Source organism: Klebsiella sp. X1-16S-Nf21, assembly GCF_002837615.1.
Lineage (GTDB): Bacteria > Pseudomonadota > Gammaproteobacteria > Enterobacterales > Enterobacteriaceae > Klebsiella > Klebsiella variicola.
The window spans coordinates 148,414-162,974 of record NZ_PJDK01000002.1 but is presented as its reverse complement, the minus strand read 5'-3'; the positions used below and the strand labels follow the sequence as shown (position 1 = coordinate 162,974).

The 14,561-nt window shown below is 57.6% G+C and carries 13 protein-coding genes; 4 read left to right on the top strand and 9 right to left on the bottom strand.

What is annotated here, in order from left to right:
- Positions 1–51: 51 nt before the first annotated feature.
- Positions 52–621 carry a peptidylprolyl isomerase A gene (gene ppiA, locus CW267_RS02135; protein ID WP_002920238.1) on the bottom strand — a complete coding sequence of 190 codons (570 nt, stop codon included), beginning with the start codon at positions 619–621 and terminating at the stop codon, positions 52–54.
- Between the two features lie 277 nt (positions 622–898).
- Here ppiA and tsgA point away from each other — a divergent pair, with 277 nt between their 5' ends.
- Complete coding sequence (gene tsgA / locus CW267_RS02130) at positions 899–2,086, top strand: MFS transporter TsgA (RefSeq protein WP_002920240.1); 1,188 nt, start codon at positions 899–901, stop codon at positions 2,084–2,086.
- Here the strand turns inward: tsgA and CW267_RS02125 are convergent.
- Positions 2,083–3,405, bottom strand: a complete 1,323-nt coding sequence (locus tag CW267_RS02125; protein ID WP_004188347.1) for a cytosine deaminase — start codon at positions 3,403–3,405, stop codon at positions 2,083–2,085. The two genes, tsgA and CW267_RS02125, sit on opposite strands and share 4 nt — an antisense overlap.
- 238 nt (positions 3,406–3,643) lie before the next feature.
- Here CW267_RS02125 and nirB point away from each other — a divergent pair, with 238 nt between their 5' ends.
- The 3 genes from nirB to cysG all read left to right on the top strand — a co-directional run bounded on the left by nirB (position 3,644) and on the right by cysG (position 8,036).
- A complete protein-coding gene (nirB, locus tag CW267_RS02120) occupies positions 3,644–6,187 on the top strand; it encodes a nitrite reductase large subunit NirB (protein WP_008807025.1) in 2,544 nt (847 codons plus the stop codon).
- Positions 6,184–6,510 (top strand): nitrite reductase small subunit NirD, encoded by a 327-nt coding sequence (gene nirD / locus CW267_RS02115; RefSeq protein ID WP_012540420.1) that lies wholly within the window; start codon positions 6,184–6,186, stop codon positions 6,508–6,510. The genes nirB and nirD overlap by 4 nt, the downstream gene beginning before the upstream one ends.
- Before the next feature lie 152 nt (positions 6,511–6,662).
- A complete protein-coding gene (gene cysG / locus CW267_RS02110) occupies positions 6,663–8,036 on the top strand; it encodes a siroheme synthase CysG (protein WP_012967144.1) in 1,374 nt (457 codons plus the stop codon).
- A 75-nt stretch (positions 8,037–8,111) separates the two neighbouring features.
- Here the strand turns inward: cysG and trpS are convergent, their stop codons facing one another.
- The 7 genes from trpS to aroK form a co-directional block, all read right to left on the bottom strand.
- The gene (gene trpS / locus CW267_RS02105; protein ID WP_008807022.1) at positions 8,112–9,116 is read right to left on the bottom strand and encodes a tryptophan--tRNA ligase; all 1,005 of its coding nucleotides are present in this window, start codon (positions 9,114–9,116) and stop codon (positions 8,112–8,114) included.
- Positions 9,109–9,870, bottom strand: a complete 762-nt coding sequence (gph, locus tag CW267_RS02100; RefSeq protein WP_012540418.1) for a phosphoglycolate phosphatase — start codon at positions 9,868–9,870, stop codon at positions 9,109–9,111. Before gph ends, trpS begins: the two co-directional genes overlap by 8 nt.
- On the bottom strand, positions 9,863–10,540 hold the full coding sequence (rpe, locus tag CW267_RS02095; protein ID WP_008807020.1) for a ribulose-phosphate 3-epimerase: 678 nt from the start codon (positions 10,538–10,540) through the stop codon (positions 9,863–9,865). Before rpe ends, gph begins: the two co-directional genes overlap by 8 nt.
- Positions 10,541–10,557: 17 nt before the next feature.
- Positions 10,558–11,385 carry an adenine-specific DNA-methyltransferase gene (gene dam / locus CW267_RS02090; RefSeq protein ID WP_008807019.1) on the bottom strand — a complete coding sequence of 276 codons (828 nt, stop codon included), beginning with the start codon at positions 11,383–11,385 and terminating at the stop codon, positions 10,558–10,560.
- A gap of 78 nt (positions 11,386–11,463) precedes the next feature.
- Positions 11,464–12,753, bottom strand: a complete 1,290-nt coding sequence (damX, locus tag CW267_RS02085; RefSeq protein ID WP_100781136.1) for a cell division protein DamX — start codon at positions 12,751–12,753, stop codon at positions 11,464–11,466.
- An 84-nt stretch (positions 12,754–12,837) separates the two neighbouring features.
- Complete coding sequence (gene aroB, locus CW267_RS02080; protein WP_008807017.1) at positions 12,838–13,932, bottom strand: 3-dehydroquinate synthase; 1,095 nt, start codon at positions 13,930–13,932, stop codon at positions 12,838–12,840.
- Between the two features lie 55 nt (positions 13,933–13,987).
- Positions 13,988–14,509: a shikimate kinase AroK gene (gene aroK, locus CW267_RS02075; RefSeq protein ID WP_002920267.1), complete on the bottom strand. Its 522-nt coding sequence runs from the start codon at positions 14,507–14,509 to the stop codon at positions 13,988–13,990.
- Positions 14,510–14,561 lie beyond the last annotated feature (52 nt).

Below are 14,561 nucleotides of genomic sequence, written 5' to 3'. Positions count from 1 at the left end.
TATGCCGGGAGGCAACCGGGCGCGGCGATAGCACACCGCGCCGTGGAAGGATTAGGGCAGCACTTTCGCAGAGAGGATAACAACCGGTTTGGTCGGCACATTCTGGTATGGGCCGACGTTATGGGTCTGGACCTGGGAGATCTTATCCGCGACGTCCATACCTTTCACTACCTTGCCAAACACCGCATAGCCAAAGTCGCGCTGACCATGGTCAAGGAAGGCGTTATCCGCCACGTTGATGAAGAACTGGCTGGTGGCGCTATCCTGGTCGGCGGTACGCGCCATCGCGATGGTACCGCGGGTGTTGCGCAGGCCGTTGTCTGCTTCATTCTTAATCGGCGGGTTAGGCTGTTTCTGCTGCATCTGCTCGTTAAAGCCGCCGCCCTGCACCATGAAACCCGGGATCACGCGGTGGAAGGTGGTGTTGTTGTAGAAGCCGCTGTTGACGTACTTCAGGAAGTTATCCACGGAAATCGGGGCTTTCTGACTGTTTAACTCAAGCTCAATGTTCCCTGCCGAGGTGGTCAGCAGCACATGCGGATCGCCCTTTGCCGCCATGGCCGGGGAGAACGCTGAAATGGCGAAAACGGCAGCCATCGCCGCCAGTGTTGATTTGAGCATGGAAATTCCTTAACGGAGCAGAATAAAAGCGAGTGCCTTGATTCTAAAGAGCCTTTGCATCCTGGGCCAGCCTTTTACCAAATTTTACTTAGCTGTAATAATTGTAACCGCGCAAACGTTCTCCTGTGCGGCGAATAAAGTGTGATGCATGTCACATTAAACCATGCAAAAGATAACCACTTTCACAATAAACATTTGATTACATCACCTGAACGAATAAAATCTGTCCGCCCGGCGCAGCGTCAACGCGCTTTACCTTTCTATTCACAGGCCAGTCATGACTAACAGCAACCGTATTAAGCTCACATGGATCAGCTTCTTCTCCTACGCCCTGACCGGCGCGTTGGTGATCGTCACCGGGATGGTGATGGGTAACATTGCGGATTATTTCCATCTGCCCGTTTCCAGTATGAGCAACACCTTTACCTTTCTGAACGCCGGTATTCTGATCTCTATCTTCCTCAATGCCTGGCTGATGGAAATCGTGCCGCTGAAAACTCAGCTGCGCTTTGGCTTTATTCTGATGGTGCTGGCGGTGGCCGGCCTGATGCTCAGCCACAGCCTGGCGCTGTTTTCCGCGTCGATGTTCGTTCTCGGGCTGGTGAGCGGGATCACCATGTCGATCGGGACCTTCCTGATCACCCATATGTATGAAGGCCGTCAGCGCGGAGCGCGTCTGCTGTTTACCGACTCCTTCTTTAGCATGGCGGGAATGATTTTCCCGATGGTCGCCGCCGTCCTGCTGGCGCGCAGCATCGAGTGGTACTGGGTCTACGCCTGTATTGGTCTGGTGTATGTCGCCATTTTCGTCCTGACTTTCGGCTGTGATTTTCCGGTGTTGGGCAAAAAAGCGCAGAGCGAAAACAGCCAGCCGGTAGTGAAAGAGAAGTGGGGCATCGGCGTGCTGTTCCTCTCCGTTGCGGCGCTGTGCTACATCCTCGGTCAGCTGGGCTTTATCTCTTGGGTACCGGAATATGCGAAGAGCCTGGGCATGAGCCTCGGGGATGCCGGTAAACTGGTGAGCGATTTCTGGATGTCCTACATGATCGGCATGTGGTCATTCAGCTTCATCCTGCGCTTCTTCGACCTGCAGCGTATCTTAACCGTCCTCGCCGGGCTCGCGACGGTGCTGATGTACCTGTTTATCAATGGTTCCCCGGAGCATATGCCGTGGTTTATTCTGACCCTGGGCTTCTTCTCCAGCGCCATCTACACCTCGATCATTACGCTCGGCTCGCAGCAGACGCGGGTCGCTTCGCCGAAGCTGGTGAACTTTATCCTCACCTGCGGCACCATCGGCACCATGCTCACTTTCGTGGTCACCGGCCCGATTGTGGCTGCCAGCGGTCCACTGGCAGCGCTGCACACCGCTAACGGCCTCTATGCCGTGGTATTCGTGATGTGCTTTATCCTCGGCTTCGTCTCCCGTCACCGCCAGAACAACGCTCAGGCGGCGTCTCACTAAGCCTTCGGCCCCTTTGCGTCCGCAAGGGGGCTGTTCCTCATAAAAGAGAGCTCCTCGCCACCGCGGTCGGTCTGGATCCAGGTTTGCGCCAGCTGTGTGGTCGCGATCACCCTTCCCTGGCGAATTGACCAGCGCACAGGCACCTGGCAGCGGACGGCCTCAAAGCCATTCTCCGCCGGGAGAATGATCAGGTTAGCCGGGTTGCCGCTGACTATGCCGTAATCCTCCAGGCCAAATGTGCGGGCGCTGTTGTCGGTGATAAGCTTCAGGCCGTCGTTGATCTGCTGGTAGCCCATCAGCTGGCAGACGTGCAGCCCCATATGCAGGACCTGCAGCATATTGCCGGTCCCCAGCGGATACCACGGGTCAAAGACGTCATCATGACCAAAGCACACATTGATCCCCGCCGCCATCAGCTCCTTCACTCGGGTAATCCCCCGTCGCTTCGGATAGTCATCAAACCGGCCCTGCAGATGAATATTCACCAGCGGATTGGCGACAAAGTTGATACCGGAGAGCTTAAGCAGGCGGAACAGGCGCGAGGTATAAGCGCCATTATAGGAGTGCATGGCGGTGGTATGGCTGGCCGTCACCCGCGCCCCTGTCCCCGCCTTTAACGCCAGCGCGGCAACGGTTTCAACAAAGCGCGACTGTTCATCGTCAATTTCATCGCAGTGAATATCCAGCGGGCGATCATATTTTTGCGCCAGCCGGAAGGCGATATGCAGCGACTCCACCCCATATTCACGGGTGAACTCAAAATGCGGGATGGCCCCAACAACATCCGCCCCCAGCTTGAGGGCCTCCTCCAGCAGCGCTTCGCCATTGGGGTAAGAGAGGATCCCCTCCTGTGGAAAAGCAACTATCTGCAACTCGACCCATGGCGCGACCTCCCGTTTGACCTCCAGCATCGCCTTCAGCGCCGTTAATGTGGGATCGGAGACGTCGACATGAGTGCGGACAAACTGCACGCCATTGGCGATCTGCCACTTCAGGGTTTTCCACGCCCGGGCTTTGACGTCCTCATGGCTGAGCAGCGCTTTTCGCTCCGCCCAGCGCTCAATCCCCTCGAACAGGGTGCCGGACTGGTTCCAGTGCGGCTCGCCGGCCGTCTGGGTGGTATCCAGGTGGATATGCGGCTCAATAAAAGGCGGGATCGCCAGCCCGCCGCGAGCGTTCAACACCTCGTAGCTTTCGTCGCGCGCCTCGCCCATCGGCGTGATCTCGCCAAAGCGGCCCTTATCAATCGCTATTTGCCACAGGCCGTCGCGGTCTGCCAGGCGTACGTTCTGAATTAACCAAAGCGGCGCTGCTGTCATATCACCTTCTCCATTCAATATGGCTAGTTTTCTGCCCAACCCCAATCGCGGCCCATCCAATTCTTGTACACAAAATCAGCAAAAAGGAAAAGCCAGCGTTTTCCATAACTTAGAAAAATACAGACAAATCAATTATATACCCATTAAGTGGTAGGTGAAGTTGTCATTGATTTGCATCAATAAGCCTGATGGCTGAATCGTTAAGGTAGGCGGTAATAGAAAAGAAATCGAGGCAAAAATGAGCAAAGTCAGAATCGCTATCATCGGTAACGGCATGGTTGGCCATCGCTTTATCGAAGAGCTTCTCGATAAGGCGCCTGCCGGACAGTTCGACATTACCGTGTTCTGTGAAGAACCGCGTATCGCCTACGACCGTGTCCACCTGTCGTCTTATTTCTCCCACCATACCGCAGAAGAGCTGTCGCTGGTGCGCGAAGGTTTCTATGAGAAACACGGCGTCAAGGTGCTGGTCGGCGAACGGGCGATCACCATCAACCGCCAGGAGAAGGTGATCCACTCCAGCGCCGGGCGCACCGTGTTCTACGACAAGCTGATTATGGCGACCGGCTCATACCCCTGGATCCCGCCAATTAAAGGCGCGGAAACTCAGGATTGCTTCGTCTATCGCACCATTGAAGATCTTAACGCGATTGAATCCTGCGCCCGTCGCAGCAAACGCGGCGCGGTGGTCGGCGGTGGCCTGCTAGGCCTGGAAGCCGCAGGCGCCCTGAAAAACCTCGGCGTGGAAACCCACGTGATCGAGTTCGCGCCGATGCTGATGGCCGAGCAGCTCGACCAGATGGGCGGCGAGCAGCTGCGGCGCAAAATTGAAAGCATGGGCGTGAAAGTTCACACCAGTAAAAATACCAAAGAGATCGTCCAGCAGGGCACCGAGGCTCGTAAAACCATGCACTTCGCCGACGGTAGCGAGCTGCAGGTCGATTTCATCGTCTTCTCAACCGGGATCCGCCCGCGCGATAAGCTGGCCACCCAGTGCGGGCTGGCGGTCGCCCAGCGCGGCGGCATCATGGTCAACGATAGCTGCCAGACCTCCGACCCGGACATCTACGCCATCGGGGAATGCGCCAGCTGGAACAACCGCGTGTATGGCCTCGTCGCCCCGGGTTATAAAATGGCCCAGGTGGCCGTCGACCATCTCCTCGGCAGTGAAAACAGCTTCACCGGCGCCGACCTCAGCGCCAAGCTGAAGCTGCTGGGTGTGGACGTGGGCGGGATCGGCGATGCCCACGGCCGTACGCCGGGCGCCCGCAGCTACGTCTATCTCGACGAAAGCAAAGAAGTTTATAAGCGCCTGATCGTCAGCGCCGACAATAAAACGCTGCTCGGCGCGGTGCTGGTCGGCGACACCAGCGACTATGGCAATCTGCTGCAACTGGTGCTCAACGCTATCGAGCTGCCGGAAAATCCGGATTCGCTGATCCTTCCGGCCCACGCCGGCAGCGGCAAGCCGTCGATCGGCGTCGATAAACTGCCGGACAGCGCGCAGATCTGCTCCTGCTTTGACGTCAGTAAAGGCGACCTGATCGCCGCCATCAACAAAGGCTGCCACACCGTCGCGGCGCTGAAAGCGGAAACCAAAGCCGGAACCGGCTGCGGGGGTTGTATCCCTCTGGTGACGCAGGTGCTCAATGCCGAACTGGCGAAACAGGGCATCGAGGTCAACAACAACCTGTGCGAACACTTCGCTTACTCCCGCCAGGAGCTGTTCCACCTGATCCGCGTGGAAGGCATTAAAACCTTCGACGAACTGCTGGAAAAACACGGTCAGGGTTATGGCTGCGAGATCTGTAAGCCGACCGTCGGCTCTCTGCTGGCCTCCTGCTGGAATGAGTACATCCTCAAACCGCAGCACACGCCGCTGCAGGACACCAACGACAACTTCCTTGCCAACATTCAGAAAGATGGCACCTACTCGGTGATCCCGCGCTCCGCTGGCGGCGAAATCACGCCGGAAGGGCTGGTCGCCGTGGGCCGTATCGCGCGTGAATTCAATCTGTACACCAAAATCACCGGCTCCCAGCGCATCGGCCTGTTTGGCGCGCAGAAAGACGACCTGCCGGAGATCTGGCGTCAGCTGATTGAAGCGGGCTTCGAAACCGGCCACGCCTACGCCAAAGCGCTGCGGATGGCGAAAACCTGCGTCGGTAGCACCTGGTGCCGCTACGGGGTCGGCGACAGCGTCGGCTTCGGCGTGGAACTGGAAAACCGCTACAAAGGCATCCGCACCCCGCACAAAATGAAGTTCGGCGTCTCCGGCTGCACCCGCGAATGTGCGGAGGCCCAGGGCAAAGACGTGGGGATCATCGCCACCGAGAAAGGCTGGAACCTGTACGTGTGCGGTAATGGCGGGATGAAGCCGCGCCACGCCGATCTGCTGGCCGCGGACCTTGATCGCGAGACGCTGATTAAGTATCTCGACCGCTTTATGATGTTCTACATCCGCACCGCCGATAAGCTGACCCGCACCGCGCCGTGGCTGGACAACATGGAAGGCGGCATCGACTATCTGCGCAGCGTCATCATCGATGACAAGCTGGGCCTGAACGACCATCTGGAAGAGGAGCTGGCTCGCCTGCGCGCCGCCTTCGCCTGCGAGTGGACCGAAACCGTCAACAACCCGGCGGCGCAGACCCGCTTCAAACACTTTATCAACAGCGACCAGCGCGACCCGAACGTACAGGTGGTGCCGGAACGTGACCAGCACCGCCCGGCCACGCCCTATGAGCGCATCCCGGTCACGCTGGTGGAGGAAAACGTATGAGCCAGTGGGTAAACATCTGCAAAATTGACGACATCCTGCCGGCCACCGGCGTCTGCGCGCTGCTCGGCCAGCAGCAGGTGGCAGTCTTCCGTCCCTACCAGGACGACAGGGTATTCGCCATCAGCAACATTGACCCGTTCTTCAACGCCAGCGTGCTGTCTCGCGGGATTATCGCCGAACATGACGGCGCGCTATGGGTTGCCAGCCCGCTGAAAAAGCAGCGCTTCCGCCTGAGCGACGGCCTGTGCATGGAAGATGCCAGCCACTCCATCGCCCGCTTCGACGCCCGGGTGAAAGACGGCCAGGTGCAGCTTAAAGCGTAAGTCCTCTTCCTCCCCCCGGCTACGGGGGGAGACATAAGCAACACTTCTGACCGACAACGCATGAGTGCGGGATAAGTCGCATGTTTTGTATTACCTTTGCTGCTATTCTACGACCACGCATTTTCTACCCCTTATTTTCATGAGGTTATTCTGTGGATCACTTACCCATATTCTGCCAGTTGCGCCAGCGGGATTGTTTACTGGTTGGCGGCGGGGATGTCGCCGAACGCAAGGCCCGTCTGCTACTGGATGCTGGCGCAAACGTCACGGTCAATGCGCTCGACTTCACCCCGCAGTTTCAGGTGTGGGCCGATTCACAGATGCTAACCCTGGTGCAGGGGGAGTTTATCCCCTCGCTGCTGGACACCTGCTGGCTGGCCATTGCCGCTACCGATAATGAGACGGTGAACCAGCAGGTCAGCGATGCAGCCGAAGCGCGGCGTATCTTCTGTAACGTGGTGGATGCCCCGCGCCAGGCCAGCTTTATTATGCCGTCCATCATCGACCGCTCGCCGCTGATGGTCGCCGTCTCTTCGGGCGGGACATCGCCGGTGCTGGCGCGCCTGCTGCGCGAGAAGCTGGAGTCAGTCTTACCCCTGCATCTCGGCCAGCTGGCCCGCTATGCCGGCCATCTGCGCGCGCGCGTTAAGCAGCAGTTTGCCAGCGTGGGCGAACGCCGCCGCTTTTGGGAGAAGCTGTTTGTGAACGACCGGCTGGCGCAGTCGCTGGCCAATGACGATCGGCAGGCGGTGGCGGATACCACCGAGCAGCTGCTGACGGAGCCGTTGGAGCATCGCGGCGAGGTGGTGCTGGTTGGCGCCGGCCCCGGCGACGCCGGGCTGCTCACGCTCAAAGGTCTGCAGCAGATCCAGCAGGCTGACGTGGTGGTTTATGACCGGCTGGTTTCCGACGACATCATGAATCTGGTGCGTCGCGATGCCGACCGGGTGTTCGTCGGCAAACGTTCTGGCTACCACTGCGTCCCGCAGGAGGAGATCAACCAGATCCTGCTGCGTGAAGCGCAAAAAGGAAAACGCGTGGTCCGGCTGAAAGGCGGCGATCCCTTTATCTTTGGCCGCGGAGGGGAAGAGCTGGAAACCCTTTGTGAGGCGGGCATCCCCTTCTCCGTTGTTCCAGGCATCACCGCCGCCTCCGGCTGCTCCGCCTACTCGGGGATCCCGTTAACACACCGCGATTTCGCCCAGGGCGTCCGCCTGGTCACCGGCCACCTGAAAACCGGCGGCGAACTGGACTGGGCGAACCTGGCGGTGGAGAAGCAAACCCTGGTGTTCTACATGGGTCTGAACCAGGCGCCGGCGATCCGCGAGAAGCTCATTGCTCACGGCATGGCTGAAGATATGCCCGCCGCCATCGTCGAGAACGGCACCGCCGTGTCGCAAAAAGTGGTCAGCGGCACCTTAGGGCAGCTGGATATCCTGGCGCAGCAGATGGCTAGTCCGGCGCTGATCATCGTCGGTCGCGTGGTTGGCCTGCGGGATAAACTGAACTGGTTCTCGAACCACTAACCTTCGCCTCCCCCGCGTGGACGACAGACATAAAAAAAGCGGGATAATATCCCGCCTTTTTAGCTGTTGCGTCGCTTACGGCCTGGCGACAAAACCAATCGCTTCGTATACCGCTTTCAGGGTCTGAGAAGCGCGCGCGCTGGCTTTCTCTGCGCCGTCTTTCATTACCTGGTTGAGAAACGCTTCGTCGTTACGGAAACGGTGATAGCGCTCCTGCAGCTCAGTCAGCATACCCGACACCGCTTCAGCGACTTCACCTTTCAGGTGGCCATACATTTTGCCTTCAAAATGCTGCTCCAGCTCAGGAATGGTTTTCCCGGTGACCGCGGAGAGGATATCCAGCAGGTTGGAGACACCCGCTTTTTCTTTCAGGTCGTAGCGTACCACCGGCGGCTCGTCGGAGTCGGTCACCGCGCGTTTGATCTTCTTGACCACCGATTTCGGATCTTCCAGCAGGCCGATGACGTTGTTGCGGTTGTCGTCGGACTTGGACATCTTTCTGGTCGGCTCCAGCAGCGACATCACGCGTGCGCCGGACTTCGGAATAAACGGCTCAGGCACTTTAAAGACATCGCCATAGATGGCGTTAAAACGCTGGGCGATATCGCGGCTCAGTTCCAGGTGCTGTTTCTGATCTTCCCCTACCGGAACCTGGTTGGTCTGATACAGCAGAATGTCAGCGGCCATCAGTACCGGGTAATCAAACAGACCGGCGTTGATGTTTTCCGCGTAGCGTGCGGACTTGTCTTTAAACTGGGTCATGCGGCTCAGTTCGCCGAAATAGGTGTAGCAGTTCAGCGCCCAGCCTAACTGGGCGTGTTCCGGCACGTGCGACTGAACGAAGATGGTGCTTTTTTGCGGATCGATGCCGCAGGCCAGATACAGCGCCAGGGTATCCAGGGTCGCCTTGCGCAGCTGCTGCGGATCCTGGCGCACGGTAATGGCGTGTTGGTCCACGATGCAATAGATGCAGTGGTAATCGTCCTGCATGTTTACCCACTGACGCAGCGCACCCATGTAGTTGCCAATGGTCAGTTCACCTGAGGGCTGTGCGCCACTAAAAACGATGGGCTTAGTCATGTTTCAATTCCTGAGTTTCACTGTGCGGTAACCCGAGAGCGGGTAAGAGTTCATTAAACTGGTCGAAGAGATAGTCCGGCTCGCTCAGCGCAAGCGGTTCGCCATAGTTATAACCGTAGGTCAGGCCGACAGAGCAGCAGCCTGCCGCTTTGGCCGCCTGAATATCATTGCGCGAATCGCCGACGAACAGCAGCTCGGCAGGAGCCAGAGAGAGCTTTTCCGCCACCAGCAGCAGCGGTTCCGGATGCGGCTTTTTGTTCTGCACGTCATCGCCGCCAATCACCACGGTAAAATATTTCGCGATATCGAGCGCGTCCAGCAGCGGGGCGACAAACGGCGTCGGCTTATTGGTGACCAGCGCCAGCGGCAGGCCTTTGGCATGCAGCGCGCCGAGCGTATCGGCCACCGCCGGGAACAGGAAGCTACCCTCTTCCGCCGTTTCGGCGTAATAGCGGTCAAACAGTTTACGCAAAATGCGCAGCTGTTCGTCTTGCGGAATATCATGATCGTCGACGGAAGGCTTACCCATCGCCGCCCGTAACGTCGCACGCTCCTGACGAGCCCAGGTCAGCGCCCGCTCCATCAGGACATCGGCGCCGTTGCCGATCCAGGTGACAACGCGTTCTTCTCCCGCCACCGGCAACTCCAGGGCGTAGAGGGCGTTATCAACCGCCGAGGTTAGACCCGGCGCACTGTCCACCAGCGTGCCGTCGAGATCAAACGCGATGCCGCGGATCGCCTGTAATTTATCCATGACTCACCTTCGCTAATTCACTACGCATTTGATCAATCACTTTCTTGTAGTCCGGCTGACCGAAGATCGCCGAACCGGCAACAAACATATCCGCACCCGCCGCGGCGATTTCGCCAATATTGCTGGCTTTCACGCCGCCATCCACTTCCAGGCGAATATCGTAGCCAGAAGCATCGATGCGCTGGCGTACTTCACGCAGTTTATCCAGCGTCTGGGGAATAAAGGACTGGCCGCCAAAGCCCGGGTTAACCGACATCAGCAGGATCACGTCCAGCTTATCCATCACGTAATCGAGGTAGCTCAGGGACGTCGCCGGGTTAAACACCAGGCCCGCTTTACAGCCGTGCTCTTTAATCAGCTGCAGGCTGCGATCGACGTGTTCGGAGGCTTCAGGATGGAAGGTGATGATGCTGGCGCCGGCTTCGGCAAAATCAGGAATGATGCGGTCGACCGGCTTTACCATCAGGTGGACGTCGATTGGCGCGGTAATACCGTAATTGCGCAGCGACTTCAGCACCATCGGGCCAATCGTCAGATTCGGCACGTAGTGGTTGTCCATGACGTCGAAGTGCACGACATCCGCACCCGCCGCCAGCGCCTTCGCGGTATCCTCACCCAGACGGGCAAAATCAGCTGACAGAATCGAAGGGGCAATCAAATACTGCTTCATCCGCATCTCCTTGAAATTTATTTGGTCTTAGGCGGACGGTAGAGCGCTAACAGCTCATCCACCTTTTTACGCGTACCACCGTTGCTGCTGATGCTGCGCCGAACCTTCACAATATGTGTTTCTGCCGCGTTTTTATACCATTCCTGCGTCAACGGTGTGCGGTGGTTGGAAATCAGCACCGGGATCCGCTTTTTCATCAGCGATTCCGCCTTTTGCGCCAGCAGTACCTGTTGTTCCAGATTGAAGCTGTTGGTGTGGTAGGCGGTAAAGTTCGCCGTCGCCGTCAGCGGCGCATAGGGTGGATCGCAATATACCACCGCGCGGCTATCTGCACGTTGCATGCACTCTTCATACGATTCGCAGTAAAACTCGGCGTTTTGTGCTTTCTCGGCGAAATGATAGAGCTCTGCCTCGGGGAAATAGGGCTTTTTATAGCGGCCAAACGGCACATTAAACTCGCCGCGCAGATTGTAGCGACACAGGCCGTTGTAGCCGTGGCGATTCAGATACAGGAACAGCACCGCGCGACGCAGCGGATCCTGGCTTTGGTTGAATTCATCACGATACTGGTAGTAGCGCTCAGCGACGTTGTTTTCCGGGACAAACATCTCACGCGCAGCGGCGACGTATTCGTCGGTACGCAATTTAACGATGTTGTACAGGCCAATTAAGTCACTGTTGATATCCGCGAGGATATAACGAGAAAAGTCGGTATTGAGAAATACCGACCCGGCGCCCACAAAGGGCTCGATTAAGCACTCGCCTTCCGGCAAATGCTTTTTAATATCGTCAAGCAGGGGGTACTTCCCCCCTGCCCACTTCAGAAAAGCGCGATTCTTTTTCATGCTGCCTAACTAATTACACGTTCTCCGGCTGTGGAGAAAGCTCCGACAGCATCCTGCGCTTAAGACTACCCCACGGCATTATTTCAGGTCAGCCTGTACCTGATGCAGTGGTTTTGCCCATGGATTTTTCGCCTGCACGTCCGCCGGCAGCGAGGTGACAGCGCGTTTCGCTTCTTCTTTCGAAGCATAGATACCGCTCACCAGCACGTACCACGGTTGGCCGTTACGCGACGTTTCATAGACAACATATCTATCCAGCTTCTCTTTCTTCGCCCAGTTGTTCAGGTTGTCGTAGTTAGAGGAGCTGCTGAGCTGCAGGGTATAGTTACCCGACGGCGCAGATTTCATTGAGCTCACGTCACCTGCCGTTTTACCGCTCTTCGCGGCTGGCGCTGCCGTTGCGGCTGGCGCGGCAGTGGTGGTGGACGCTGTTGCTACCGGTTTGCTCTGCGCTGTTGCCACCGGTTTGCTTTCGGTTACGGTGGTTTTCGCCGGGACGGTAGTCGCCGCGCTTTCAACATGCTTCGGCTGAACCGGCTTCGTTTCTACCGGCGCTTTTGCCACGGCCTGAGGCTTCGTCTGCGGCTTCGCTTCGATAACGGTGTGCTTACGCTCTGTCGGACGCGGCGTTGCAGCCGTCTGACGCTCGGTCGCCTGGCGCGGCGCCGCAGTGCTATTGGCGCCATTACGGATCGGCGCGACGGTTGCCGGTTCAGTTGGCAGCGTCGAGTTAGCCACGGCGCCGTCCAGCTGGCCCTGCTGCTGGGTCAGCGCATTGTTCAGATCGCCCTGAACTTCAATACGCTGCTGGCCCTGCGGCTCTGATACTGCCTGGCCCTGCGTCGGGTTCGCGGCAATAGGCGGAACCGTTACGTCCTGCTGTGGGGTGGTGTTGGCCGCAGCAGTCTGATCCTGACCGGCAGCAGGCGTGCTGGTGGACTGATCGTCAGACAAATTAATGCTCTTCTCGCCGGAAGCGGTCTGCTGGCTGGACGAGGATGGCGATTTCAGCGCAGAACCAATACCCACGATTAACAGCAGCAGCACCAGAATCCCCACGCCCATCATGATGTACTGACGGGAGGCAGGTTTGGCCGGCGCTTTTTTACGCTTGCGCGGACGACGCTCTACAGGCTGCTCTTCGAGCAGTTCCTCGTCTTCCGCATCCAGTTCTTCTTCGAACTCTTCCTCTTCACGCTCGCGACGGGCCTTACCGGCGCGCGTCGGACGGCCTTCATCGGCATCAAGATCGACGTCGTCAAAATTGATCTGCGGATCGGCATCACGCTCGGAAGACTGACGGGAACGACCAGCACGACGATCGTTGCGATCGGCTTTCATATCGTCTTCTGGTTTGAAATCATCCATTTAACACCCCACTAAAAGGCTTATGCTCACGATTATTGCACATCACCCGAAATGATAACGCCGCGCGAACGCGGCCAGACCTTCTTATTGTTGCGCCTGCTGAGTATCAGCAATCGCGCCAAGAACCACATCATGCGGCACTCCGCCGCGCAGCTCGCTGCTTCCTATTGCGAGCGGGAGCACCAGCCGCATGTCGCCCGCCAGTACTTTTTTATCGCGCATCATATGGGGCAAATACGCCTGCGCACTCATCTCCTGCGGGCCGCGTACCGGTAAGCCTGCACGCTTGAGCAGATCGATAATGCGCTGTGTATCCTGCGCGCGGAACTGCCCCAGCCGTTCGGACGTATGCGCCGCCATCACCATACCTGCCGCCACCGCTTCGCCGTGCAGCCAGTTACCGTAGCCCATTTCCGCCTCGATAGCATGGCCGAAGGTATGTCCAAGATTGAGTAAAGCACGTAACCCGGTTTCACGCTCGTCAGCAGCCACAACTTCCGCTTTCAGCTCACAGCAACGGCGAATACAGTACGCCATCGCTTTTTCATCCAGCGCCAGCAGCGCATCAATGTTGTTTTCCAGCCAGCTGAAGAATTCGCCGTCGAGGATCACACCGTACTTGATGACCTCAGCCAGTCCGGAAGCGAGTTCACGCGCCGGGAGGGTCTTCAGACAGTTAAGATCAACCACCACCGAAACCGGCTGCCAGAAGGCGCCAATCATATTTTTGCCGAGAGGATGGTTCACTGCGGTTTTGCCGCCGACTGACGAATCGACCTGTGACAGCAGAGTGGTAGGGACCTGGATAAAACGCACCCCGCGCTGATAGCTTGCCGCGGCGAAACCGGTTAAATCACCGATTACGCCACCGCCAAGCGCCACCAGCGTGGTGTCGCGGCCATGCGGTTTTTGCAACAGCGCGGTAAAAACAGTATCCATCACCGCCAGGCTTTTATACTGCTCGCCATCGGGCAGGATCACGCTGTCAACGTTGACCCCTGCCTGCTCCAGCACAGAGCGGACGGTATCCAGATAAAGCGGCGCCAGCGTTTCGTTGGTGACCAGCATAGCCTGGTCGCCCGACTTGAGTGGCAGGAAGGAAGCTGGATCGTTAAACAAACCAGCCGCGATGGTAATCGGGTAACTACGTTCCCCGAGGGTAACAGTAAGCCTCTCCATAACGCGACGTCCACCTCAGTGACTTTTACTCTGACGCACTTTTATTAAGCCAGAATCAATTGCTTTCCAGCATATGAATAATCTGGTTCGCGACGACTTTCGCACTCTGATCGTCTGTGCGGATAGTCACATCGGCGATCTCTTCATACAGCGGGTTACGCTCGTCAGCCAGCGCTTCCAGCACTTCACGAGGCGGCGCATCGACTTGTAGCAAAGGACGCTTTTTATCGCGCTGCGTACGGGCCAACTGCTTCTCGATTGTCGTTTCCAGGTAGACCACCACGCCGCGGGCGGAGAGACGGTTACGCGTTTCACGGGATTTTACAGAGCCGCCGCCAGTCGCCAGCACAATCCCCTGTTTTTCCGTCAACTCATTGATAATTTTTTCTTCACGGTCGCGGAAGCCTTCTTCGCCTTCAACATCGAAGACCCAGCCCACATCAGCGCCAGTGCGTTTCTCAATTTCTTGATCGGAATCGTAAAATTCCATGTTGAGCTGTTGGGCTAACTGGCGCCCAATAGTGCTTTTGCCGGCACCCATAGGCCCAACCAGAAAGATATTGCGTTTCTCTGCCATTTTTTCGGTACTACTAAGACTATTCGTTAATGATAAACCCGCTTCGCAGACA

What these genes read in the sequence shown, in the direction of transcription:
- ppiA (WP_002920238.1), bottom strand. Translation starts at nt 621, where the DNA reads ATGCTCAAATCAACACTGGCGGCGATGGCTGCCGTTTTCGCCATTTCA.
- tsgA (WP_002920240.1), top strand. Translation starts at nt 899, where the DNA reads ATGACTAACAGCAACCGTATTAAGCTCACATGGATCAGCTTCTTCTCC.
- CW267_RS02125 (WP_004188347.1), bottom strand. Translation starts at nt 3,405, where the DNA reads ATGACAGCAGCGCCGCTTTGGTTAATTCAGAACGTACGCCTGGCAGAC.
- nirB (WP_008807025.1), top strand. Translation starts at nt 3,644, where the DNA reads ATGAGCAAAGTCAGAATCGCTATCATCGGTAACGGCATGGTTGGCCAT.
- nirD (WP_012540420.1), top strand. Translation starts at nt 6,184, where the DNA reads ATGAGCCAGTGGGTAAACATCTGCAAAATTGACGACATCCTGCCGGCC.
- trpS (WP_008807022.1), bottom strand. Translation starts at nt 9,116, where the DNA reads ATGACTAAGCCCATCGTTTTTAGTGGCGCACAGCCCTCAGGTGAACTG.
- gph (WP_012540418.1), bottom strand. Translation starts at nt 9,870, where the DNA reads ATGGATAAATTACAGGCGATCCGCGGCATCGCGTTTGATCTCGACGGC.
- rpe (WP_008807020.1), bottom strand. Translation starts at nt 10,540, where the DNA reads ATGAAGCAGTATTTGATTGCCCCTTCGATTCTGTCAGCTGATTTTGCC.
- dam (WP_008807019.1), bottom strand. Translation starts at nt 11,385, where the DNA reads ATGAAAAAGAATCGCGCTTTTCTGAAGTGGGCAGGGGGGAAGTACCCC.
- damX (WP_100781136.1), bottom strand. Translation starts at nt 12,753, where the DNA reads ATGGATGATTTCAAACCAGAAGACGATATGAAAGCCGATCGCAACGAT.
- aroB (WP_008807017.1), bottom strand. Translation starts at nt 13,932, where the DNA reads ATGGAGAGGCTTACTGTTACCCTCGGGGAACGTAGTTACCCGATTACC.
- aroK (WP_002920267.1), bottom strand. Translation starts at nt 14,509, where the DNA reads ATGGCAGAGAAACGCAATATCTTTCTGGTTGGGCCTATGGGTGCCGGC.